Genomic DNA, 23,737 nt, shown 5'->3' with positions numbered 1-23,737 from the left:
GCGACGGGAATACCGAGGGGGCGTGCGGCGTAGAATCCTGGTGTGACCGCCTCGCCCGCCCCCGGTTCCACGCCCGCCCCCTCGCCCGCGCCCGGGCACGACCCGTTCGGCTTCCTCGGCCTCACGTACGACGACGTGCTGCTGCAGCCGGGGTACTCGGACCTGGCGCCGTCGGAGATCGACACGACGACCCGCCTCACGCGCGAGATCTCGATCCGCGTCCCGCTCGTGTCGGCGGCCATGGACACGGTCACGGAGTCCCGCATGGCGATCGCCATGGCGCGGCAGGGCGGCATCGGCGTGCTGCACCGCAACCTGTCCATCGAGGACCAGGCGTATCAGGTGGACCTGGTGAAGCGGACGCAGACCGGCATCATCTCCAACCCTGTGACGATCGGGCCCGACGCGACGCTCGAGGAGCTCGACCGGACGGCGGGGGAGTACCGCATCTCCGGCTTCCCGGTGCTCGACGCGCAGCAGCGCCTCGTCGGGATGGTCACCAACCGCGACCTGCGCTTCACGCCCGTCGCCGAGTGGGCGACGACGAAGGTCGACGAGGTCATGACGCGGCAGCCCCTCATCACCGGTCCGTCGGGCATCTCGCGCGAGGACGCGACCGCGCTGCTGCGCAAGCACAAGATCGAGCGGCTCCCGCTCGTCGACGCCGACGGGCACCTCACCGGTCTCATCACGGTCAAGGACTTCGTGAAGTCCGAGCAGTTCCCCAACGCGTCGAAGGACGGCCAGGGGCGTCTCCTCGTCGGTGCGGCGATCGGCTACTTCGGCGACGCGTGGCAGCGCGCGACCACCCTCATCGAGGCGGGCGTCGACGTCCTCGTCGCCGACACCGCGCACGGCAACGTCCGGATGCTCATCGACATGGTCCGGCGCCTCAAGACGGACCCCGCCACGCGGGACGTCCAGGTGATCGGCGGCAACGTCGCGACGCGCGAGGGCGCCCAGGCGTTCGTCGACGCCGGCGCGGACGCCGTCAAGGTGGGTGTCGGTCCGGGGTCGATCTGCACCACGCGCATCGTCACGGGCGTGGGCGTCCCGCAGGTCACGGCCGTCTACGAGGCCTCGCTCGCCGCCCGGCCCGCGGGCGTCCCCGTGATCGCCGACGGCGGCATGCGCCACTCGGGCGAGATCGGCAAGGCGATCGTCGCCGGCGCCGAGACCGTGATGCTCGGCTCGATGCTCGCCGGGACCGAGGAGTCGCCGGGCGAGACGATCCTCGTCCACGGCAAGCAGTACAAGGCCTACCGCGGCATGGGCTCGATGGGCGCGATGTCGTCGCGCGGCAAGAAGTCCTACTCCAAGGACCGGTACTTCCAGGCCGAGGTCACGAGCGACGACATGATCGTCCCCGAGGGCATCGAGGGTCAGGTCCCGTACAAGGGCACGCTCCAGGCCGTGTCGCACCAGCTCGTGGGCGGCCTGCACCAGACGATGTTCTACGTCGGTGCGCGCACCGTCCCCGAGCTGCAGGAGAAGGGGCGCTTCATCCGGATCACGTCCGCGTCGCTCAAGGAGAGCCACCCGCACGACGTGCAGATCACGGCCGAGGCGCCGAACTACTCGGGCTTCTGAGCCTCACGTCGGACAGCGGAGCGGTCGGACGGCGTCCGCCCCGTCGTCGTGACGGAGCGGACGACGGCCGACGGCGACGTCAGGACGTCATGACGCGCGTGTGGAGCGCCTGGACGGCGTACCGCGCGGCCCAGAACGCACCGTGCTGCCACGCCGAGATCTCCGACATCCAGTCGCCCGCGAAGTAGACGTTCCCCGCGCCCTGCTGGAGCTGCTTGAAGCGCGACGACTGCGTGTTCGGGTAGGCCCACGCCCCCTCGATGTAGGGCACCTTGTGCCACGCGATGGAGAACGAGCTCTCGAGCTCGGTCCGGTACTTCTCGCCGTGGATCTTGACGCCCTGCTCGACGGCCCGCAGCTCGCGCTGCCTCGGTGCCATGTCGCCGTAGGCGCGGGCGTTCGTGCCGGTGTTGTAGTAGCCGACGACGAGGCCCTTGCGCTCGCCGTACCCGTAGGACGGGTACCAGACGTGGGCGAGGTCCATGTCGGTCTCGGTGATGCCGCCGAAGATCCGGTGGTCGTCCTCCCAGAAGCGCGACCGGTACTGCAGCCCGATCTTGCCCGCCGGCGCCCCGACGGCGAACTCGCCGAGCGCCGCGTCGATGTCGGGTCCCCAGTTCGTCTGCCAGCGGCGCATGAGGCCCGCGGGCGCCGAGACGACCGCGAAGTCGGCGTCGATCTGGCGGGCCTTCCCGTTGTGCGCGGTGTACGTGACCCGGACGCCGCCGGTGGTGTTCTCCACGGCCGTGACGGGGGAGTTGAGGAGCACGTTCTGCTTGCCGATGGCCCGGACGAAGTAGTCGAACGTCGTGTCCATGCCGCCCTTGGGCTGGAACATGAGCATCGACTGCTCCCAGTTGATCTCGAACGGGAAGTACATGCCCATCCGCGAACCGAGGACCTCCGAGACGCTGCCAGGACCGGGCAGCGGCGTGCCGTGCTCGTTCCACGCGGACGGGTAGACGGAGTAGCCGCGGTTGTTGCCGCCCTGGTAGGTCCCGTCCGCCTTGAGTGACCCCCAGCTGCGCAGGAACGCGCGCAGGTTCTCCTTGTCGGCCGCGGTCAGCCTCTGGTCCAGCGCACCCTGGTCGGTGGCGTACGTGAGGAGCTCGGAGGTGTACCCGAAGACGTCGGCCTTCGCGGTCCGGTACCGGACGGGGTTGCCCGGCGTGGCGCCGGTGCGCTCGTTGTAGAGGTACGCGTCGGCGTTCGCGTTGGTGAAGACCTCGTAGGGCACGCCCAGCTCGCGCAGGTAGTCCATCGTGACCATCCACTGCGCGATGCGGCCGGCACCGGCGTTCATGTAGATGTTCTTGTCGAAACGGGCCGTCTGCGTGACCCCGTTGACGTCGGTCTCGGAGTCCCCGCCGCGGATGGTCAGCGTCCGCCCGCCCGCGCGGTGGCGCGCCTCGAGGACGGTGACCTTGTAGCCGGCCTTCTGGAGCTCGTACGCCGACGCCAGGCCCGCCGGACCCGCTCCGACGACGACGACCTTCTTGGCCGAACGGCCCGTCAGGGTGAAGTCGCTCTTCGTCGGGGCGATCCAGGACTCGTTCCTCGGCTGCGCCGCCGCCGTGGGGGCGAGCCCGACGGCTCCCATCGTGGCGAACATGACGCCGGCTCCGGAGGTGGCGCCGACCGCCTGGAGGAAGTTGCGCCGGGAGACGCCGGTCGTGCTCTCGTCTGTGACCATGTGGCTCGGACCTCTCGTGGGGGGAAAGGCCTGACGGACGGCGGTCCCGGCCCTTCGATGCCGGGTGCCGCCGTCAGCACCGTCGCTGACGTTAAGGACGTCGCGTCGCCACCGTGGGTCCGGCGCGTTTCGCGCCGGTCAACGCCGCACGGACCTCGTAAACGTCTCGTTTCGTGCCGGGAAAAGCACGACCACGTGCGGCGCGCCGTGGCGCGGGCTCCTGGCGCGCCCGCGGCCGGCGCACGTACCCGCCCGACACGCGCGCGTCACGGCGGCGAAACGCCCGGTCGCTACGGTCGCGGCTCCGGCCGGGGCTCGCCCCGCCACGTCGGGCGCCAGGGCGGCGCCCGTCATCTCTTCCTGGAGGCACTCATGAAGAACCGCACGAAGGTCGTCCTCGCCGTCGCCCTCACCGCCGCCGTCGCGGTGCCCGGGACCGCCGTCGCCGCCGGCAGCCTCTTCCAGCCGAAGCCCACCGAGGCCCACTCGTTCATCACGGGCGACACGGCCTCGATCGCGGACGGCGTGGCGATCGGCAAGAACGTCTCCTGGTACAAGTCGTCCGGGCTCGGGCCGTCCGCGATGAACACCACGCCCGGCGCGTCGGTGGAGGCGCGGTACATCCCGACCGACGTCTTCCCCGGGGGCACGCTCCCGGCGGGCGTGACGATCACGGAGGCGCAGGGCATCAACGTCCTCATGCGCATCGGCGAGAACCTCGAGAAGGCCGGCCTCTCCTACGACGACGTCGTCTCGATGCGGGTCTTCCTCCAGAACCCCGCCGGTGCGGAGAAGATGGACTTCGCCGGCTGGAACCGGGCGTACCGCCAGTTCTTCGCCAACACGAACCTGGCCACCGGCGCGACGATGGACGTCCAGCTCGGCTCGGCGACCACGAAGCCGATGGTCGTCAACGGCGCGCGGCCGTCGCGCTTCGCGCTCGAGATCGAGAACCTGCCGGTCAACGGCTGGCTGGTCGAGGTGGAGGTCGACGCGGTCTACCCGAAGTGACGCGTGCGGCCGGCCCCGGGACCCCGGGACCGGCCGCAGCACGCCTGTCGTCGCACGGCTCGGCGGGCGCTCAGTCCCGGAAGACCTCGATCTGGGCGCCGAGCTCGCGCAGGCGCTCGGTGAGCTGCTCGTAGCCGCGCGCGATGATGTCGACGCCGCGCAGCACCGAGGTCCCCTTCGCCGCGAGCATCGCGAGCAGGATCACGACGGCGGGGCGCAGCGCCGGCGGGCAGCTCACCTCGGCGCCGGACCAGCGGGTCGGGCCCGTGACCTGGAGACGGTGGGCGTCGAGCAGCCGGACGTCGGCCCCGAGCCGCGTGAGGTCCGTGAGGTGGATCGCCCGGCCCTCGTACACCCAGTCGTGGATGAGCGTCGTGCCGTGCGCGCCGGCCGCGATCACCGCGAAGAACGGCAGGTTGTCGATGTTGAGCCCGGGGAACGGCATCGGGTGGATCTTGTCGATCGGGGCGCGCAGCTCGCTCGGGTGGACGGTGACGTCGACGAGCCGGGTTCGACCGTTGCGCGACAGGTACTCGGAGCTCAGGGTGTAGCGCTGGCCCATCTCGGCGAGCGTCGCGAGCTCGATCTCCATGAACTCGACGGGCACGCGCGCGACGGTGATCTCCGACCCCGTGACGATCCCGGCGGTGAGCAGGCTCATCGCCTCGACGGGGTCCTCGGAGACCGCGTACTCGACGTCGACGTCGATCCCCGTGCGCCCGTGGACGCGCAGCGTCGTCGTGCCGATGCCGTCGATCCGGACCCCGAGGAGCTCGAGGTAGAAGCACAGGTCCTGGACCATGTAGTTGGGGCTCGCGTTGCGGATCGTCGTCACGCCGTCGCGGCTCGCGGCGGCCATGAGCGCGTTCTCGGTGACGGTGTCACCGCGCTCGGTGAGGACCACGGACAGGTCGCGGCCGTCGGCCGACGCGACCGTCGCGTGGTAGTTGCCGCCGGTCGCGGTGACGGACAGGCCGAACGGGCGCAGCGCGATCATGTGCGGCTCGACCGTGCGGGTGCCGAGGTCGCACCCGCCGGCGTAGGGCAGCTCGAAGGTGTCGCGGAGCCCGAGCAGGGGACCGAGGAACATGATGATGGAGCGGGTGCGGCGCGCGGCCTCGACGTCGATCGACGACAGGTCGAGCGCGGCCGGCGCGACGATCTCGAGGTCGCGACCGTTCGCCGCCCACGTCGCCACGACCCCGATGGACCGCAGCACGTCGACGATGCGGTCCACCTCGACGATCCGGGCGACGCCGCGCAGCGTCGTGCGGCCACGGTTGAGCAGGGAGGCGCACAGGAGCGCGACGGCGCCGTTCTTGGAGGAGTTCACCTCGATCGTCCCCGAGAGGGTGTGGCCGCCCTGCACGCGCAGGTGCGAGTGCTTGGGCCCGCCGAGGCTGATGATCTCGGAGCCGAGGGCGACGCCGATGCGGTTGAGCATCTCGAGGCTGACGTTCTGCGCGCCCTGCTCGATGCGGTGCACGGCACTCTGGCTCGTGCCGAGGCGCTCGGCGAGCTGCGACTGGGTCAGCCCACGGTTCTGGCGGGCGCCGCGGATGAGGGCGCCGACCTGCGTGAGGGGTGCGTCGTCGATCATGGTCATGCCGCGACGATAACTCATGGATGAGATATCTGTGGAGCGCCGCACCCGCGGTGTGGCGGGTGCACTGGTACTCGTCCGGGAAAGGCCGACGACGCCATGCGTCTCGTGAGATATGCAGGGACGGTGAAGCCCCAGGTCGGACCTCAGACGGGCCAGCGCCCGTCGGCTCCGGCGCCGACGTAGGGACGGTCGCGCCGCTCGTCGTCGAGCTCGTCCACCCAGCGGCGGTGCGCGTCCACCTGGTGGTCGTGGAGCGCGTCGAGGGACGCGGCGGCCAGGTGCGGGTGCGCGTCCACGAGCGCGTCGAGCACGGAGAGCGTCGCGAGCGCGTCGACGTCCGCGGTGTGCAGGACGCCGGTCTCCCGCACGCCGTAGTGCCGGCACAGGTCGGACAGGCGTCGCTTGCCCTCGCGGTCCGGGTCCGCCGCCCGGTCGAGGACGAGAGGGTCGAGCACGGGGCGGACGGCACGACCGAGCCGCTCGGGGAGCGTGCTCAGCCCGTGCCGGACGAGCTCGACGTCGAGCAGGGTCAGGTCGAAGGCCGCGTTGTAGGCGACGACGGGGACGCCGGCCCGCTGGTGGACGACGAGGAGCGAGGCGATCTCGTCCAGGGCCTCGCGCGGGTCGGCGCCGTGCGCGACGACGTGGGCCGTGCCGATGCCGTGGATCGCCGTCGCGTCGGCGGGGATCGCGACGCCGGGATCGATGAGCCACGTGCGGACCGTGGTCCCGGTCGGGCCGCGCAGCACCAGGGCGGCCGTGACGATGCGCTCGACGTCGACGTCGAGCCCCGTGGTCTCCGTGTCGAAGGCCACGAGGGACCCCGCCGTCCAGCTCATCCGTACCGCCTCCGTGCCCGTCGCTCCTGCGTCCGGCCGAGCGTGGCCGGTGGGCCGCCGCCCGGTCGCCCGGCCGACGGTGGCGCCACCCTCCCAGGGGCCACCCACAGGGGTCGGCGGGACACGGCGCGGACAGGCGCTCCGGCCGCCCGGGCCGCCGGTAGGCTGGCCCGGTGAGCAACGAGATCGAGATCGGACGTGGCAAGCGCGGGCGGCGCGCGTTCTCCTTCGACGACGTCGCGGTCGTGCCCTCCCGGCGCACGCGCGACCCCGAGGAGGTCTCGGTGGGGTGGCAGATCGACGCCTACCACTTCGAGCTGCCGATCATCGCCGCCCCGATGGACTCCGTGATGAGCCCCGCCACCGCGGTCGCGCTCGGCCAGCACGGCGGTCTCGGCGTCCTCGACCTCGAGGGCCTGTGGACCCGCTACGACGACCCGGAGTCCCTCCTCGCGGAGATCGCGGAGCTCGAGCCCGTCGCGGCGACCCGGCGCATGCAGGAGATCTACGCCGAGCCGATCAAGGCGGACCTCATCACGCAGCGGCTCAAGGAGATCCGTGCGGCGGGGGTGACGGTCGCCGGGGCCCTGTCGCCGCAGCGCACGCAGGAGCACTACCAGACCGTCGTCGACGCGGGCGTCGACCTGTTCGTCATCCGCGGCACCACGGTCTCCGCGGAGCACGTGTCGGGCGTCGCCGAGCCGCTCAACCTCAAGCGGTTCATCTACGAGCTCGACGTCCCGGTCGTCGTCGGCGGTGCGTCGACGTACACCGCGGCGCTGCACCTCATGCGCACCGGTGCGGCGGGCGTCCTCGTCGGGTTCGGGGGCGGCGCGGCGCACACGACCCGCGTCTCGCTCGGCATCCACGCACCTATGGCGACGGCGGTGGCCGACGTCGCGGCCGCACGTCGGGACTACCTCGACGAGTCCGGCGGCCGGTACGTCCACGTCATCGCCGACGGCGGCGTCGGCCGCTCGGGGGACCTGGTCAAGGCCGTCGCGTGCGGCGCCGACGCCGTGATGATCGGCGCGGCGCTCGCTCGTGCCGAGGAGGCTCCCGGTCGCGGCTGGCACTGGGGGCCCGAGGCTCACCACCCGCAGCTCCCGCGCGGTGAGCGCGTGAGCGTCGGCACGGCCGGCACGCTCGAGGAGATCCTCTTCGGCCCGGGCCGCCAGGCGGACGGCACGCTCAACCTCGTGGGCGCGCTGCGCCGCGCGATGGCCACGACCGGGTACTCCGACCTCAAGGAGTTCCAGCGCGTCGAGGTCGTCGTCTCGCCCTACCAGCCGCGCTGAGCGCTCCGTGAGCGCACCCGGGGTCGGTGGGCCGGTCCCGCTCGACCGCCCGACCGACCCGGGGGCGTCAGCCTCCGACCCCCGGGTGGGCCTCGCGGTGTCCGAGATCGCCGACGCCGACGTGGACGCGGTCGTCGCCCTCTGGCAGGCGTGCGGCCTCACGCGACCCTGGAACGACCCCTACCGGGACATCGCGGACGCGCGCCTGGGCGAGACGTCGACCGTGCTCGTGGCGCGGGCGGAGCCCGGTCCCGTGGCGCACGCGGCCGCCCCGCCGGGCACCGACCCGCGCGTCGGCGACGTGGTCGCGACCGCGATGGTCGGCCTCGACGGGCACCGCGGCTGGGTGTACTACCTCGCCGTCGACCCGCGGGTCCGGGGCGCGGGGATCGGGCGGGAGATGGTCGTGGCCGCGGAGGCGTGGCTCGCGGCCGTCGGCGCGCGCGCCGTCCGGCTCATGGTCCGCTCGACCAACGACGCGGTCCTGGGGTTCTACGCGCGGCTCGGGTACGTCGACCAGCAGTGCACCGTCCTCGGCCGGTCGCTCGACGGCGCGTGACGCCGTGAACGGCGGCACCCCCGTGGGGACGGCGTGGCACCCCACGCGCGAGGAGGTCGCCGAGCTCGAGGCGGACCATCGTGCGCGGGTCCGCGCCCTCGACGGCCTCGTCGCCGTGCCGGACCTCCTCGCTCCGGGCTCCGGCCCGCACGACGTGCTCGGCGTGCGCCTCCCCGACGGGTCGCGCGCCGCAGGGGTCGTGACCCGGACGGACGTCGACGAGCGCTCGCCGGCCGCGACGTTCCGTGCGCTGCGCGAGCACCGTCTGCGCGCGCGTGCGGCGGGCCCGGACGTGGCGGGTGCCGTCGGCGCGCTGGTCGCCACGTGGTCCGCCGCGGTGCACGCCGGGCACGGCGCCGGTCGTGCGGGCGCGACCGACGACCCGCTGCCCGACACCGGGCTCGCGGTGGCCTGGCCGAGCCGCGACGTCGAGGCGGTCGCCGCGCTCACGGCGTCCGGGCTGCGACCCACCGCGCACCTCGCGGCCCGTCGGGACGCGCGACCCGACCGTGCGGAGCGCGGGCTGCCCCCGAGGGTCCTGCTCAGGGACGCGGTCGCCGGGGACGTGGACGCCGTCGTGACGCACCAGCTCGCCGAGCTCGCGCTCGACGCGCTCGTCGGCTCCGCCCGGCTGCGGGCGGACGCGCGCGCGACGCTCGTCCCGCAGGTCGCCTCGGCCGTCGCGCGTGCGGACACGACCGTGGTCGTCGCCGAGGCGTCACGGCCCGACGCGACCCGGGAGGTCGTCGGGGTCGTCGCCGTCGAGCCGCCGCGGCTCTCGGGCGGCGTCGCGAGCGCGGTGACGCGGACTCCCGCGGCGTACGTCGTGCTGCTCCACGTCGGGGACGCCGAGCGCGGACAGGGCCTCGGGGCGGCGCTCGTCGAGGCGGCTCTCGCGCGCGTCCGCCGGGGGAGCGGGCCGGGCACGACCGTGCTCCTGCACCACGGTGCGCTCAACCCGCTGTCGGCCCCGTTCTGGGCCAGGCACGGGTTCCGGCCGGTGCTCACGACGTGGGAGCTGCCTGTCAGCGCGACGACGTAGCCTGTCCCCATGACCAGCTCCTCGGGTGCCTCGAACCCCTCGCCCGGTCCCGTCCCCGGCGACGACGCCGCGCTCGACGGCCTGCTCGACCCGGAGAACCCCGCCGCGACGTACTTCCTCGAGCCGGACGTCGTCGCGCCGCTCGTCGCCCGCATCGTCACGAGCAGCGCGTCCGGTGCGCACCGCTCCGTCCTGCCGTTCACCGGCGCGCCCCTGGCCGCCTTCCCGACGTCGTCGCCGGACGACGTCGCGGAGGCGGTCGCGCGGTCGCGCGCGGCCCAGCGCACGTGGGCCCGCGTCCCCGTGGGCGAGCGGGCACGCGTCCTGCGCCGGTTCGGCGAGCTCGTGCTCGCCGAGCAGTCCGACGGGCTGGACCTCGTCCAGATGGAGTCGGGCAAGTCGCGACGCAGCGCGTACGAGGAGGTGGCGGACGTCGCGATCGTCACGCGCCACTACGCCGTGCGCGGGCCGCGCTACCTCGCGGACCGGCGGGCGCCGGGCATGCTGCCCGTGCTCACGGGCACGCGCGTGCACCGGCGGCCCGTGGGCGTCGTCGGCGTCATCGCGCCCTGGAACTACCCGTTGACGCTCGCGTTCGCCGAGGCGGTGCCCGCGCTGCTCGCGGGCAACGGCGTCGTCCTGAAGCCCGACCCGCAGACCACGCTGACGGCCCTCTGGGGGGCCGAGCTCCTCGAGCGCGCGGGGCTCCCGGCCGACCTGTTCCTCGTCGTCGCGGGCGGCGGGGACGTCGGGTCGGCCCTGACGGACCACGTGGACCACATCGCGTTCACGGGCTCGACCGCGACGGGCCGCAAGGTCGCCGCGCGCGCCGGCGAGCGGCTCATCGGTGCGACGCTCGAGCTCGGGGGCAAGAACCCGCTCTACGTCGCAGCCGACGCGCACGTCCCGACGGCGGCGCGCGCGGCGGTCCGCGCGTGCTTCGGCAGCTCGGGCCAGCTGTGCGTGTCGATCGAGAGGCTCGTCCTCCACGAGGCCGTCGCGGACGCGTTCCTCGACGAGTTCGTGCCGCTCGTGCGTGCCATGCGGCTCGGCGCCGGTCTGGACTACTCCGCGGACATGGGGTCGCTCACGTCCCAGGCCCAGCTCGACCGCGTGGTCGAGCACGTCGACGACGCGCTCGCGCGCGGTGCCCGCGTGCTCGCGGGCGGCGTGCACCGGGCGGACATCGGGCCGTTCTTCTACGCGCCGACCGTCCTCGACGACGTGCCCGACGACGCGCGGTGCGCGCACGAGGAGACGTTCGGCCCGGTCGTGTCGGTCGTCCGCGTGGCGAGCGACGACGAGGCGGTGCGGGTCATGAACGACTCCGAGTACGGCCTCAACGCGAGCGTGTGGACGCGGGACGTCGCCCGGGGCCGCCGGATCGCGGCACAGGTCGAGGCGGGCAGCGTGAACGTCAACGACGGGTACTCGGCCACCTTCGGTTCCGTGGGCGCGCCGATGGGCGGTTTCAAGGCCTCCGGGCTCGGACGGCGGCACGGTCGTGAGGGCATCGAGGCGCTGACGGAGGCCCAGACGATCTCCGTGCAGCGCGGCGTGAACCAGGGCCTGAGCCTCGACACGCTCTACGAGCTCGGCGGGGAGCTGCCCAGCCGGGTGCTCACGACGGCGCTCGACCTCATGCGCCGGCTGCGCATGCCGTGACCCGGCCGGCGGACGGTCAGCGCACGACGGCGTCGAGCAGCGCCTTGACCGCCGCGGGGACCTCGCGCACCCGGTAGAGCACGGCCTTCCAGGGCTCGACGCTCGCGGCGCTGACCCCGACGCCGACGGCGTCGAGCCCGGCGACGCGGCACGAGAAGAGCGCGCGGGGCAGGTGGTAGCCCTGGGTGACCACGACGGCGTCCGCGATGCCGTACTCGTCGACGGCTCGGGTGCACGTCGCGTGCGTGTCGTAGCCCTCGCGGTCCAGGAGGATCGCGTCGTCGGGCACGCCCCGGTCGAGGAGCCAGGAACGCATCGAGCCGGGCTCGTCGTAGTCGTCGTGCGCGTCGCCGCTCACGAGGACCACCGGTGCGACGCCGCGCGCGTAGAGGTCAGCGGCCGCGTCGAGGCGACGGCGCAGGTACGTCGAGGGCGAGCCGTCCGGCCGCAGCCCGGCGCCGAGCACGACGACGGCGTCGCTCTCCGGGACGTCGTCGGCGGCCGCGACGTGGGACCTGCCGACGCCCTGGACCACGAGGAACGGGAGGACCGCGACGACGGCGAGCCCGGCTGCGCCGAGCACCAGGCCCCGACGGCGCGGGCGACGTGGTCGGGTGCGGGGGCGCGAGGATCCGGCGGACGGCGAGGTCACGCGCCGACCCTAGCCGCCCGCGCGGCGCCGTCGCCCGGACCGGACCGACGACACGCCCGCTCGTCGCCGCTCTCGGAGGACCGTCAGGCCTCGAGACCGGCGAGCTCGGCGACGAGGTTCGCCCGGGCCTGCGCCTCCCAGCGCATGGCGGCGGCCGACGTCCGGTAGAGCGGAGCCGTGGCGACCAGGGAGCGCAGCACGGCGGCACGCCCGGCGCGGAACGCGTCGTCCGGCACGTGCGCGTACTCGGCGCGGACCTGGCGCACGTAGCGCGCGTAGCGGTCGGGTGCGGCGGCGAGGATCGCGAGGTCGGCGTCCGAGACCAGTCCTCCCGTCGTGTCGGCCGGGGCCGGGTCGTGGTGCGTCGTGAGCAGGACGAGGCGCGCGACCTCGGCGGCCGCCTCGCCGCCGACGTGCGGCGCGAGCGCGCTCGTCGCCAGCTCGGCCGAACGCTCCTCGTCCCGGCCCGCCTCGCCGTCGTGCACGGCGTCGTGGAACCAGATCGCGAGCTGCGTGACCGAGGCTTCCGGTGCTGCCGCGCGAGCGGCCGACCCGGACCCGACCACCCCGGGTGAGCGTGCGGCGTCGGGCACCCCGGCCGCGCGACCCTCCAGCAGGGCCAGGGAGTCGAGAGCGTGCACGAGGTGCTCGGGCCCGTGGTAGACCCGGTGCGGCTCGTGCCAGCGCTCGACGAGGTCGACCCCGACGGCCCGCGCGCCGGGCAGCAGGGCGTCCCACCGCGCGAGGAGGGCGTCGGCCTTGGCGGCCCGACGAGCACGGCCGGGCACACGCAGCCCTGACGCTCCCAGCCGGCGCGCGAGCTCCCGCCCGTCGATGGGCACGGCGCCGGCCGCCACGGCGTCCTCGTACCGTTCCGCGGCGACGTCGTAGTGGTCGAGGTCGAACGCCCGCCGGCTCAGGCCGATCGCCCCGGCGAGCGCGTGCAGCTCGTCGAGCGAACGGTCCGAGACGAGGTGGCTGAACAGCGTCCCGTGCGCGGGCCACGCGGGCGGGTCGACGTAGACGGTCACCCACCGAGCATGCCAGCCCGGCACCGACGTGGCACCACCCGCGGACCCGACGAACCCGACCGGCCCCGACCCGCCTGGACCGCCTCGACCGCCGTCCTCAGGAAGCCGGACGTGCCCCCTCGACGACCTCGACGCACTGACGCGCGATCGCGAGCTCCTCCATCGTGGGGATCACCATGACGAGCGTCGACGTCCAGTCCGGGGAGATGACCCGCGGCTCGCCCGAGTCGACGGCGTTGCGGTCCGCGTCGATCGACAGCCCGAGCGGTTCGAGCCCGTCGACGACGGCGGCGCGCACGGCGGCGTCGTGCTCGCCGACGCCCGCGGTGAACGCCACGACGTCGACCCGGCCGAGCACCGCGTGATAGGCGCCGACGTACTTGCGCAGGCGGTGGATGTAGACGTCGAACGCCTGCTGCGCGTCGGCGTCGCCCGCGTCGATGAGGCGGCGCAGCTCGCGGAAGTCGTTGACCCCGGACAGGCCCTTCACGCCCGAGCGCTTGTTGAACAGGTCGTCGATCTCGTCGATGCTCATGCCCGCGTTGCGCGCGAGGTGGAAGACCACGGCCGCGTCGATGTCGCCGGTGCGCGTGCCCATGACGAGGCCCTCGAGCGGGGTCATGCCCATCGAGGTGTCGACCGCGACGCCGCCGCGCACCGCGGAGGCCGAGGCCCCGTTGCCGAGGTGCAGCACGATGGTGTTGAGCGACTCCATGCGCCGGCCGAGGACGCGCGCGACCTTGCCGGCGACGTACTGGTGGCTCGTACCGTGGAACCCGTAGCGGCGCACGCCGTGCTCGGCGGCGACCTGGCGGTCGAGCGCGTACGTGGACGCGGCGTCGGGCAGCGACGTGAAGAACGCCGTGTCGAAGACCGCGACGTGCGGGACGTCGGGCAGGAGCTCGCGCGCGACGCGGATGCCGGTGACGTTCGGCGGGTTGTGCAGCGGCGCGAGCGGCGACAGCTCGTCGATCTGGCGCACCACCTCGTCGTCGACGAGGACGGGCTGGGAGAAGATCGCCCCGCCGTGCACGACGCGGTGGCCGACGGCGTACACGTCGGCGTCCGCGAGGTTCGGCCCGACCTCGTCGAACAGCCCGAGGGCGATGCGCAGGGCCTCGCCGTGGTCGGGGACCTCCTGCTCGCGCGTCGTCGTGTTCCCGGCGAACCGGTGCTTGACGATGCCCGACTCCTCCCCGATGCGCTCGATCGTGCCGGCGGCGATCGCCTCCCCGCCGACCGGGTTGACGAGCTGGTACTTGAGCGACGACGAGCCGGAGTTCATGACGAGCACCGAGCCGTGCGCCCCGTACGCGCTGTAGGGGTTGGGGCGCTCGCCCTCGGGCAGGATCGTCATGAGCTGGCTCCCTGTGCGGCGGGGTTCGTGGTGGGGGAGGTCTGGGCCTGGATCGCGGTGATCGCGACCGTGTTGACGATGTCCTGCACGAGCGCGCCGCGCGACAGGTCGTTCACGGGCTTGTTGAGCCCCTGCAGCACCGGCCCGACGGCGACGGCGCCGGCCGAGCGCTGCACGGCCTTGTAGGTGTTGTTGCCCGTGTTGAGGTCCGGGAAGATGAAGACCGTCGCCCGCCCGGCGACGTCGGACCCGGGCATCTTCGACGCGGCGACCGACGCGTCCACCGCGGCGTCGTACTGGATCGGGCCCTCGACGAAGAGGTCCGGACGGCGCTCGCGCACGAGGGCCGTCCCGCGGCGCACCTTGTCGACGTCCGCACCGGAGCCCGACTCGCCCGTCGAGTAGGAGAGCATCGCGACCCGCTGGTCGACGCCGAACTGGGCCGCCGTCGCGGCCGAGGAGATCGCGATGTCGGCGAGCTGCTCGGCCGTCGGGTCGGGGATGACGGCGCAGTCGCCGTAGACGAGCACGCGGTCCTCGAGGCACATGAGGAAGACCGACGACACGACGGACACGCCCGGCTGGGTCTTGATGATCTCGAACGACGGCTTGATGGTGTGCGCGGTCGTGTGCTTCGCGCCCGACACCATGCCGTCGGCGAGGCCCAGGTGGACCATCATCGTGCCGAAGTAGGACACGTCCTGGACGCGCTCGCGCGCCTCGTCGAGCGTGATGCCCTTGTGCGCGCGCAGTCGCGCGTACTCGGCGGCGAACCGCTCGACGTGCTCCGGGTCGTGCGGGCTGAGGACCGTCGCGGCGTCGATGTCCAGGCCGAGCTCGGCGGCGCGGGCGCGCACGCGCTGCTCGTCGCCGAGGATCGTGAGGTCCGCGACCTGGCGGCCCAGCAGGGTGGACGCCGCGCGCAGGATGCGGTCGTCGTCGCCCTCGGGCAGCACGACGTGCTTGCGGTCGGCGCGCGCCCGCGAGAGCAGCTCGTACTCGAACATGAGCGGCGTGACGACCTCGGGCCGCGGGACGTCGAGGCCTGCGAGGAGCGCCGCGCCGTCGACGCTCTGCTCGAACAGCGCGAGCGCCGTGTCGACCTTGCGCTGCGAATCCTTGGTCACGCGGCCGCGGGCCTGCGCGGCGGCGCTCGCGGAGCGGAACGTCCCCAGGTCCGTGCGGATGATCGGCAGGCTGGGGTCGAGGTCGGCGACGAGCCGCGCCGTCGACTCCGGCGGGAAGAACCCGCCGTTGAGGATGACGCCCGCGAGCGACGGGAAGCCCGACGCCGCGTGCGCCGCGAGCAGCCCGATGAGGATGTCGACGCGGTCCCCGGGGGTGATGACGACGGCGCCCTCGGTGAGCCGGTCGAGGAGGTGCTCGAACGACATCGCACCGACGAGCAGGTCGGTGGCCTCGCGCGCCAGGAGCGCCTCCTCGCCGAACGCGAGCGTCCCGCCGACGGCCTCCATGAGCGTGCGGACCGTCGGGGCGTCGAGGAAGGGGTCCTCGGGCACGGCCCACCCGGCCACGCCGTCGGTCCCCGGCGCCGCGAGGAGCGCGCGCACGGCGTCGAGGTCGGCGGGCGTCACGCGGTTCGCGACGACGCCGATCGGCTGCGCGTGCTGCGAGCGCAGCTCGGCGACGCTCACCTCGATGAGGTTCCCCACGGCGTCGGGCGTGCGGCCCTTGCCCGAGACCACGAGGAGCACGGGGGCGCCGAGGTTCGCGGCGACGCGCGCGTTGAACGACAGCTCCGTGGGCCCCGCGACGTCGGTGTAGTCCGTCCCGACGACGACCACGACGTCGCACACCTTCGCGACGTCGTGGTACCGCGCGACGATCCGCGACAGGGCGGCCTCGGGGTCGGCGTGCACGTCCTCGTACGTCACGCCGATCGCCTGCTCGGCGGTCAGGTCGACGCCGTCGTGCGCGAGCAGCAGCTCGAGCACGTAGTCCTGGACGTCCGGGCCTGCCGCCCGGGTGACCGGCCGGAAGACCCCGACCCGCTGGACCTTGCGGGCCAGCAGGTCGAGGACCCCGAGCGCGATCGTGGACTTGCCCGTCTCGCCTTCCGGCGAGGCGATGTAGATGCTGCGAGCGGGAACGCTCACTCGTTGTCTCCTCCTGTGTCCTGCACGGCGCCCGTCGCGCCGCTGTACTGCGGGCCGCCCTCCTCGGTGGCGGTCTCGCCGACGTCGGGCCAGACCCAGTCGCGCACCTCGGGGATGTCCTCGCCGTGCTCGCGCGTCCACTGCCGGGCGGCGAGGCGCGCGTCGACCATCTCCTGGCGCAGGCCCGCGTAGCGCGAGCGCAGCTCCGGGACGCGGTCGATGACGTCGATGACGAGGTGGTACCGGTCGATGTCGTTGAGCATCGCCATGTCGAAGGGCGTCGTCGTGGTGCCCTCCTCCTTGTACCCGCGCACGTGGATGTTGGCGTGGTTCGTGCGGCGGTAGGTGAGGCGGTGGATCAGCCACGGGTAGCCGTGGTAGTTGAAGATCACCGGCCGGTCGGCCGTGAACAGCGTGTCGAAGTCCTTGTCGGACAGGCCGTGCGGGTGCTCCTTCTCGTCCTGCAGGCGCATGAGGTCGACGACGTTCACGACGCGCACCTTGAGGTGGGGGAGCCGCTCGCGCAGGATGTGCGCGGCGGCGAGCACCTCGAGCGTCGGGACGTCGCCGGCGCTGCCCAGCACGACGTCCGGGTCCTCGCCCTCGACCTCCGTGCCCGCCCACTCCCAGATGCCGAGGCCGCGCGTGCAGTGCGCGATCGCCTCGTCCATCGAGAGGAACTGCGGCGCGGGCTGCTTGCCCGCGACCACGACGTTCACGTACTGGCGCGAGCGCAGGCAGTGGTCGTAGGTCGAGAGCAGCGTGTTCGCGTCCGGCGGCAGGTAGACCCGGACGATCTCGGCCTTCTTGTTCACCACGTGGTCGATGAAGCCGGGGTCCTGGTGCGAGAAGCCGTTGTGGTCCTGGCGCCACACGTGGCTCGACAGCAGGTAGTTGAGGCTCGCGACCGGTCGGCGCCACGGGATGTGGTTGGTGACCTTGAGCCACTTGGCGTGCTGGTTGAACATCGAGTCGACGATGTGGATGAAGGCCTCGTAGCTCGTGAACAGCCCGTGCCGCCCGGTGAGCAGGTAGCCCTCGAGCCAGCCCTGGCACTGGTGCTCCGAGAGCATCTCCATGACGCGGCCGGCGCGCGCCAGGTGCTCGTCGACGTCGGGGCCGTAGAAGTCGGCGTTCCACTGCTTGTCCGTCACCTCGTACACCGGCTGCAGACGGTTCGACGCCGTCTCGTCGGGGCCGAAGATGCGGAAGTTGTCCGGGTTGAGGCGCACGACGTCGGTGAGCCACTGGCCCAGCACGCGCGTCGCCTCCGCGACGGACGAGCCGGGGCCCGACACGTCGACGGCGTAGTCCCGGAAGTCCGGCAGACGCAGGTCCTTGAGGAGCAGGCCGCCGTTCGTGTGCGGGTTGTCGCTCATCCGCAGCGTGCCCTCGGGGGCGAGCGCCGCGATGTCGTCGCGCAGACGGCCGTCGTCGTCGAAGAGCTCGTCGGCGCGGTACGACTCGAGCCAGCCCTTGAGGACCTGGAGGTGCTCGGGGGTGTCCCGCGCGCTCGCGAGCGGCACCTGGTGCGCACGCCAGGAGTCCTCGGTCTTCTTGCCGTCGATCTCCGGCGGGCACGTCCAGCCCTTGGGGGTGCGGAAGACGATCATCGGCCAGGCGGGGCGCTCGTCGTTCCCGGCCGCCGCGTCCGCCTTGATCTGCGCGATGTGGTTGAGCACCTCGTCGAGGAGCTGCGCGAAGCGCCGGTGCACCTCGAAGTGGTCCTCGCCGTCGAAGCCGCCGACGAAGAAGTACGGCGTGTGGCCGTAGCCGATCATGAGGTCGCGCAGCTCGTCGTCGCTGATGCGCGCCAGGACCGTGGGGTTGGCGATCTTGTAGCCGTTGAGGTGCAGGATCGGCAGCACGACCCCGTCGTTGCGCGCGTTGACGAACTTGTTCGAGTGCCAGCTCGTCGCGAGCGGGCCCGTCTCGGCCTCGCCGTCGCCGACGACCGCCGCGACGAGCAGGTCCGGGTTGTCGAACGCCGCGCCGTACGCGTGCGAGAGCGCGTAGCCCAGCTCGCCGCCCTCGTGGATCGAGCCGGGGGTCTCCGGCGCCACGTGGCTCGGGATGCCGCCCGGGAACGAGAACTGGCGGAAGAGCCGGCGCAGGCCCTCGGTGTCCTGCGTGATGTCCGTGTACGTCTCGGAGTACGTGCCCTCGAGATAGGCGTTCGCGACGAGGCCCGGTCCGCCGTGCCCCGGTCCTGCGACGTAGATCGTCGACTGCTTGCGCTGGGCGATCGCGCGGTTGAGGTGCGCGTAGAGGAAGTTGAGGCCCGGGGTCGTGCCCCAGTGGCCGAGGAGGCGCGGCTTGACGTCGTCCCGCGACAACGGCGTGCGCAGGAGCGGGTTGGCCAGGAGGTAGATCTGGCCGACGGACAGGTAGTTGGCGGCGCGCCACCACGAGTCGACACGACGCAGCGTCTCCTCGTCGAGCGGGGCGACCTCGGCGGGACGCCAGGCGGTGGACTCGGTGGCGGTGGTCGTGCTCATCTCACGCTCCAGCAGGGGGAAGGGTTCGCGAACGACTACGGCTTCATACAACCCCATCCACCCCGGCCCTGCACGAGGTTCCGAGCGAGACCGCGGTGTGACGTGCACCCGGACGGTCAGAAAGGGCCGAAGGTCCCGACCGGCTCCGCGGGGCCGCCGACGGGACACCGCGCCGGTGTGACGTCCGTCGGATCGGCCCCGCGGATACGGGACCCCGACCGGCGCACGGATACGGTGGGGCCGTGCCCGAGTCCGCTCCCCGTCGTTCGCTCTGGGCGGTCGCCCGTCAGCCGCGCATGGTCGGCCTGCTCGTCCTGTTCCTCGTCGCGGCGGCGGTGTGCGCCCGCCTCGGCGTGTGGCAGCTCGACCGGGCGCAGCAGCGCGCCGAGCTGGCGGCGCAGCAGGAGGCGGCCGAGGCGGCCGCCGAGGGACCGGAAGGGCTCGGGGTCCTGCTCCCGCCGCAGTCCACCTTCCCGGGCGAGCTCGTCGGGCGCCAGGCGTGGGTCGAGGGCGAGTACGACGCCTCGGAGCAGCTGCTCGTCGCCGGTCGCGCGCTCGACGGCGAGGTGGGTTACCTCGTGCTGACGCCGCTGCACGTCACCGACGACGGCACGGGCGGCGACTCGTGGGCCGACCTCTCGGGGGCGCCGGTGCTGCCGGTGGTGCGGGGCTGGGTCGCGTCGCCCGACGACGCGGCCGCGCTCGCCGTGCCGCAGGGCGAGGTGCGGCTCACCGGCTACCTGCAGGCGTCGGAGGCCGCGGGCGAGGAGGTGCTGCCGGACGGGCAGACCGACTCGATCTCCACGGGGTCGCTCGTCAACGCGTGGGGCGGGCCGATGTACTCGGGCTACCTCGTGCTCATCGCGTCGGACCCGCCGCAGACGTCGCCGGCCGACGGCGGTCCCGCCCTGCTGCCCCGCCCCACGATCGAGGGCGGCACGGGTCTCAACCTGCAGAACCTCTTCTACGCGCTGCAGTGGTGGGTGTTCGGCGGGTTCGCCGTGCTGCTGTGGCTGCGGCTCGTGCGCGACGAGGCCGCCGGGGTGCGCCGCGGGTCGCGGGGCGACGACGACGGGATCGCCGGGCTGCCGGGCGATCGCGAGAACGACCCGAGCGCTCCGACGTCGACCCTCTGACGGTCGATCTCGCGAGCGGACGGCGTCGTGGGCGCTACTCCCGCTGCCAGGAGTGCCACAGCCGGGCGTAGTCGCCGCCGGCCGCGACGAGCTCGTCGTGCGGGCCGATCTCGCTGATCCGACCGCCGTCGACGACCGCGACGCGGTCCGCGTCGTGCGCGGTGTGCAGCCGGTGCGCGATCGCGACGACGGTCCGGCCCTCGAGCACCGCGTTGAGCGAGCGCTCCAGGTGACGGGCTGCGCGCGGGTCGAGGAGCGACGTCGCCTCGTCGAGCACGAGCGTGTGCGGGTCCAGGAGCACGAGGCGGGCGAGCGCGACCTGCTGCGCCTGGGCCGGCGTCAGGGAGTGCCCGCCCGAGCCGACCTCCGTCGCGAGACCGTCCGGCAGCGCCTCGACCCATCCGCGCGCGTCGACGGCCTCGAGCGCGGTGAGGAGCGCGTCGTCGGTCGCGTCGACGTCCGCGAGGCGCAGGTTCTCCGCGAGGGTGCCGACGAACACGTGGTGCTCCTGCGTGACGAGCGCGACGTGCCGGCGCAGGTCCTCCAGCGGCAGCTCGACGAGCGGGACGCCGCCCACCGTCACCGAGCCGCCCGTGGGCGGGTGGATGCCCGCGAGCATGCGGCCGAGCGTGGACTTGCCCGCGCCCGACGGACCGACGACGGCGAGGCGCTCGCCGACACGCAGGTCGAGGTCGATCCCGTGGAGCACGTCGTGGCCCTCCCGGTAGGCGTAGCGCACGCCCCGTCCGACGACGTGCTCGTCGGCCGGGACGGCGGTGCCGGCCTCGCGGTCCGGGGAGACGAGCCCGACGCCGACGACGCGCGCGAGCGACACCGCGGCGACCTGCAGCTCGTCGAGCCAGAACACCAGGTCGAAGACCGGCCCGCCCATCTGGAACCCGAACGCGGCGACGGTGGTCACCGTGCCGACCGTCGCGTGCCCCTGCGACACGAGCCACCCGCCCCACAGGAGGACGACGATCGGCGCGAGCGCGACCGCGGCGTCGATCGACGGGATGAGGCGCATGCGCAGCCGCAGCGTGTAGTCCTCCGCCGCGAACGCCTCGCGCAGGTCGCTGTCGATGCGGCGGCGCAGCCGACCTCCCAGGTGCAGGGCGTCGACCGTGCGCGCCCCCTCCACGGTCTCGGTGATGGTGCCGTTGAGGGTCGCGTAGGCGGCGGACTCGCGCAGGTAGCCCGGGGTGGCGCGCGCGAGGTACCAGCGGGTCGCGACGACGACGATCGGCACGCCGACCAGCAGGCCGAGCGCGACGAGCGGCGCCGCGAGGAACGCCGCCACGAGCGTGAGCGTGATCGTCACGACGCACACCAGGACGCGCGGTATGCCGAACCGGATCGCGTGCTGGAGCTTGTTGACGTCGTTGGTGGTGCGCGCCACGAGGTCGCCCGTCCCGGCGCTCTCCACGGTCGAGAGCGGCAGCCGCGTGACGGTGTCCATGAACTCCTCGCGCAGGTCCGCGAAGACCTCCTCGCCGAAGATCATCGACACGCGCTGCGCGAACCGCACGACCACGGACTGCACGAGCACGGCCGCGAGCCCGACGAGCACGAGCTGGTCGACCTGCGCGACCGTCGTCCCGTCGGCGACCTCGTCGACGATCCGGCCGAGCAGGAACGGCCCGGCGAGGCCCGCGACGGCTGCGAGCGTGTGCAGCACGGCGACGCGCGTGAGAGCGCGGCGGTGCCGGCGGAACAGCGCCGCGGTGGTCCGGCGCACCTGCGCGCCGTCGGCGATCGGCAGCTTCCGGTCGCTCATCGGGCGCTCCCTGCGGTCTCGTGGTCGTCGGTGCGGCTCGTCGCCCGGTGGTCGGTGCCGGCCGGGTCGTCGTCGGTCATGCTGCGGCCCACGACGGCGCGGTACGCGGCTCCGGCCCGGTCCCGCCGGGCGAGGAGCTCCGCGTGGGTGCCGTGCGCGACGACGCGACCGTCGTCGTCGAGCAGGCTCACGTCGTCGAGGTGGTCGAGCACGAGCGGGCTCGCGGTGACCACGAGCGTGGTGCGGCCGTGCCGCGCCGCGGCGACGCGCTCGGCGATCCGTGCCTCGGTGTGCGCGTCGACCGCGCTGGTCGGCTCGACGAGCACGAGGATCTCCGGCTCGGTGAGCAGCGCCCGGGCGAGCGCGACGCGCTGCCGCTGCCCGCCGGACAGGGACCGGCCCTTCTCGGGCAGGTCGCCCGCGAGGCCGCCGGGCACGGAGTCGAGGACGTCCTGGGCGTCGGCCGTGAGGACCGCCTGGAGCAGAGCCTCCTCCACCGCCCGCCCGCGCGCGTCGAGCTCCTCGCCGAGGACCCCGGAGAACAGGTGGCTCGTCGCCTCGGCGACGACGACGCGGTGCCGCAGGTCCTCGGTGTCGAGGTCGGCGAGGAGGACCCCGCCGAGCCGGACGGGCGTGGCGGACTCGGCGTCGTCGTCGAACCGGCCGAGGCGCGTCGCGACGCGCGCCGACGTGTCCGGGTCGGCCGAGACCAGGCCCACGACCCGCCCCGGCTCGAGCACGAGGCCGCTCGTCTCGTCGACGAGCGGGGCGCCGGGCGCGGGCGCGGCACGCGGCGTGGCCGACGGGCGCGTGGCCGCCTCGATCCGCAGGACGTCCTGGATCTTGCCCGCCGAGATGAGCCCGCGGATGGTCATCTGCAGCATCTGCGTGGCCATCTGGACCGGCCACGCGAGGAACGCCGCGTAGGAGTAGTAGGTGACGAGCTGACCCGGCGTGATCTCGCCCGCGACCGCGGCGTGGGCGCCGAGCCACACCACCGCGACCGCCAGCAGGCCCGGCAGCAGCACCTGGAGGCCGTCGAGGTACGACTGCACGACGGCCACGCGGACGCCCTCGCGCCGCACGGTCTGCGACTGCGCGGCGTAGCGGCCGGCGAAGACCTCCTCGCCGCCGATGCCGCGCAGGATGCGCAGGCCGGAGACGGTGTCGGCGCCGAGCGACGTCAGGCGCCCGGTGGCCTCGCGCTGCGCGGCCTGGCGCGACTGCAGCGGCTTGACGAGGAGCGCGAGGATCGCCGCGACCACGGGGATCCCGAGCGCGATGACGAGCCCGATCGTGAGGTTCTGGGACAGCAGCACGACCGTCACCGCGACGTAGGCGAGCACGCCGCCGAGGAACCGGCCCGCCATGGCGAAGATCTCGCCGGTGCGCAGGGCGTCGTTGGCGACGGCGGCGACCACCTCGCCCGTCGGGAGCTTGCGCGTGATCGCGTGGCCCGAGCGGGACGCCTTGTACCCGACGACCTGCGAGAAGGCGAAGGCGGACCGGAGCCAGTTCTCGACGTCGTACCGGTGGCTCAGCGCGCCCGCCCCCACCATGACGACCGCGACGGCGAGGAGGGCCCCGATGCCGAGGAAGAGCTCGCGGCCGAACCCGCTCGTGAGGCCGTCGTCGACGACGCGGCCGAACAGGAGGGGGGTGGCGGCCTGGCCGAGCATGGTGAGCGCGCCGACGAGCAGCGCCATCGCGAGGATGCCGCGCTGGCGCCACGCCTGCCACGCCAGCATGCGTGCGGGCGTGGTGAGCGGAGGGGTCCCCGGGTCGGGGAGGGGGAGGGGTCGCACGGTGTTCTACCCTCGGTTCGGCGTCCGACACGGAGCCATGTAATAACGCGGAACAAGCCAC

The 23,737-nt window shown here is 73.5% G+C and carries 17 protein-coding genes; 7 read left to right on the top strand and 10 right to left on the bottom strand.

Annotated features, from left to right (window positions below):
• Positions 1-42 precede the first annotated feature (42 nt).
• Entirely contained in the window at positions 43-1,590 is a 1,548-nt protein-coding gene (guaB, locus tag ACWPWV_RS01610; RefSeq protein WP_454041254.1) for an IMP dehydrogenase, read from the top strand.
• Positions 1,591-1,669: 79 nt separating this feature from the next.
• On the opposite strand, the gene ACWPWV_RS01605 is transcribed toward guaB, so the two are convergent.
• On the bottom strand, positions 1,670-3,283 hold the full coding sequence (locus tag ACWPWV_RS01605) for a flavin monoamine oxidase family protein (RefSeq protein ID WP_454041253.1): 1,614 nt from the start codon (positions 3,281-3,283) through the stop codon (positions 1,670-1,672).
• A gap of 372 nt (positions 3,284-3,655) precedes the next feature.
• Here ACWPWV_RS01605 and ACWPWV_RS01600 point away from each other — a divergent pair, with 372 nt between their 5' ends.
• Positions 3,656-4,294, top strand: a complete 639-nt coding sequence (locus ACWPWV_RS01600; protein ID WP_454041252.1) for a Rid family hydrolase — start codon at positions 3,656-3,658, stop codon at positions 4,292-4,294.
• 70 nt (positions 4,295-4,364) lie between these two features.
• Here ACWPWV_RS01600 and ACWPWV_RS01595 read toward each other — a convergent pair whose 3' ends face one another.
• Positions 4,365-5,900, bottom strand: a complete 1,536-nt coding sequence (locus tag ACWPWV_RS01595; protein ID WP_454041251.1) for a helix-turn-helix domain-containing protein — start codon at positions 5,898-5,900, stop codon at positions 4,365-4,367.
• A gap of 143 nt (positions 5,901-6,043) precedes the next feature.
• Positions 6,044-6,739: an exonuclease domain-containing protein gene (locus tag ACWPWV_RS01590; RefSeq protein ID WP_454041250.1), complete on the bottom strand. Its 696-nt coding sequence runs from the start codon at positions 6,737-6,739 to the stop codon at positions 6,044-6,046.
• A gap of 173 nt (positions 6,740-6,912) precedes the next feature.
• Between ACWPWV_RS01590 and ACWPWV_RS01585 the strand changes: the two genes are divergently transcribed.
• From ACWPWV_RS01585 to ACWPWV_RS01570, 4 genes are read left to right on the top strand one after another with little or no spacing between them, the layout of a single operon-like run.
• Positions 6,913-8,037 (top strand): GuaB3 family IMP dehydrogenase-related protein, encoded by a 1,125-nt coding sequence (locus ACWPWV_RS01585; RefSeq protein WP_454041249.1) that lies wholly within the window; start codon positions 6,913-6,915, stop codon positions 8,035-8,037.
• A 7-nt stretch (positions 8,038-8,044) separates the two neighbouring features.
• Positions 8,045-8,596, top strand: a complete 552-nt coding sequence (locus ACWPWV_RS01580; RefSeq protein WP_454041248.1) for a GNAT family acetyltransferase — start codon at positions 8,045-8,047, stop codon at positions 8,594-8,596.
• A gap of 4 nt (positions 8,597-8,600) precedes the next feature.
• A complete protein-coding gene (locus ACWPWV_RS01575; RefSeq protein WP_454041247.1) occupies positions 8,601-9,638 on the top strand; it encodes a GNAT family N-acetyltransferase in 1,038 nt (345 codons plus the stop codon).
• Positions 9,639-9,647: 9 nt separating this feature from the next.
• On the top strand, positions 9,648-11,303 hold the full coding sequence (locus ACWPWV_RS01570) for a succinic semialdehyde dehydrogenase (RefSeq protein WP_454041246.1): 1,656 nt from the start codon (positions 9,648-9,650) through the stop codon (positions 11,301-11,303).
• 16 nt (positions 11,304-11,319) lie between these two features.
• On the opposite strand, the gene ACWPWV_RS01565 is transcribed toward ACWPWV_RS01570, so the two are convergent.
• The 5 genes from ACWPWV_RS01565 to ACWPWV_RS01545 all read right to left on the bottom strand — a co-directional run bounded on the left by ACWPWV_RS01565 (position 11,320) and on the right by ACWPWV_RS01545 (position 18,958).
• Complete coding sequence (locus tag ACWPWV_RS01565; RefSeq protein ID WP_454041245.1) at positions 11,320-11,955, bottom strand: SanA/YdcF family protein; 636 nt, start codon at positions 11,953-11,955, stop codon at positions 11,320-11,322.
• Between the two features lie 83 nt (positions 11,956-12,038).
• Positions 12,039-12,986, bottom strand: coding sequence for a DUF4031 domain-containing protein (locus ACWPWV_RS01560; protein ID WP_454041244.1), 948 nt, complete (start codon positions 12,984-12,986; stop codon positions 12,039-12,041).
• 97 nt (positions 12,987-13,083) lie between these two features.
• Positions 13,084-14,343 carry an acetate/propionate family kinase gene (locus tag ACWPWV_RS01555; RefSeq protein ID WP_454041243.1) on the bottom strand — a complete coding sequence of 420 codons (1,260 nt, stop codon included), beginning with the start codon at positions 14,341-14,343 and terminating at the stop codon, positions 13,084-13,086.
• Positions 14,340-16,460 carry a phosphate acetyltransferase gene (pta, locus tag ACWPWV_RS01550; RefSeq protein ID WP_454041242.1) on the bottom strand — a complete coding sequence of 707 codons (2,121 nt, stop codon included), beginning with the start codon at positions 16,458-16,460 and terminating at the stop codon, positions 14,340-14,342. The genes ACWPWV_RS01555 and pta overlap by 4 nt, the downstream gene beginning before the upstream one ends.
• Positions 16,457-18,958: a phosphoketolase family protein gene (locus ACWPWV_RS01545; RefSeq protein ID WP_454041241.1), complete on the bottom strand. Its 2,502-nt coding sequence runs from the start codon at positions 18,956-18,958 to the stop codon at positions 16,457-16,459. Before ACWPWV_RS01545 ends, pta begins: the two co-directional genes overlap by 4 nt.
• Before the next feature lie 242 nt (positions 18,959-19,200).
• On the opposite strand from ACWPWV_RS01545, the gene ACWPWV_RS01540 reads away from it, so the two are divergent.
• Positions 19,201-20,094, top strand: coding sequence for an SURF1 family protein (locus ACWPWV_RS01540; protein ID WP_454041240.1), 894 nt, complete (start codon positions 19,201-19,203; stop codon positions 20,092-20,094).
• Positions 20,095-20,128: 34 nt separating this feature from the next.
• Here the strand turns inward: ACWPWV_RS01540 and ACWPWV_RS01535 are convergent, their stop codons facing one another.
• Together ACWPWV_RS01535 and ACWPWV_RS01530 are read right to left on the bottom strand one after the other, a co-directional pair.
• A complete protein-coding gene (locus ACWPWV_RS01535) occupies positions 20,129-21,871 on the bottom strand; it encodes an ABC transporter ATP-binding protein (protein ID WP_454041239.1) in 1,743 nt (580 codons plus the stop codon).
• Positions 21,868-23,676, bottom strand: coding sequence for an ABC transporter transmembrane domain-containing protein (locus ACWPWV_RS01530; RefSeq protein ID WP_454041238.1), 1,809 nt, complete (start codon positions 23,674-23,676; stop codon positions 21,868-21,870). The genes ACWPWV_RS01535 and ACWPWV_RS01530 overlap by 4 nt, the downstream gene beginning before the upstream one ends.
• Between the last annotated feature and the right edge of the window lie 61 nt (positions 23,677-23,737).

It is taken from the genome of Cellulosimicrobium sp. Marseille-Q8652 (assembly GCF_965112045.1).
Note: the sequence above shows the minus strand (reverse complement) of the source record. Positions and strands in the feature narration are given on the sequence as shown.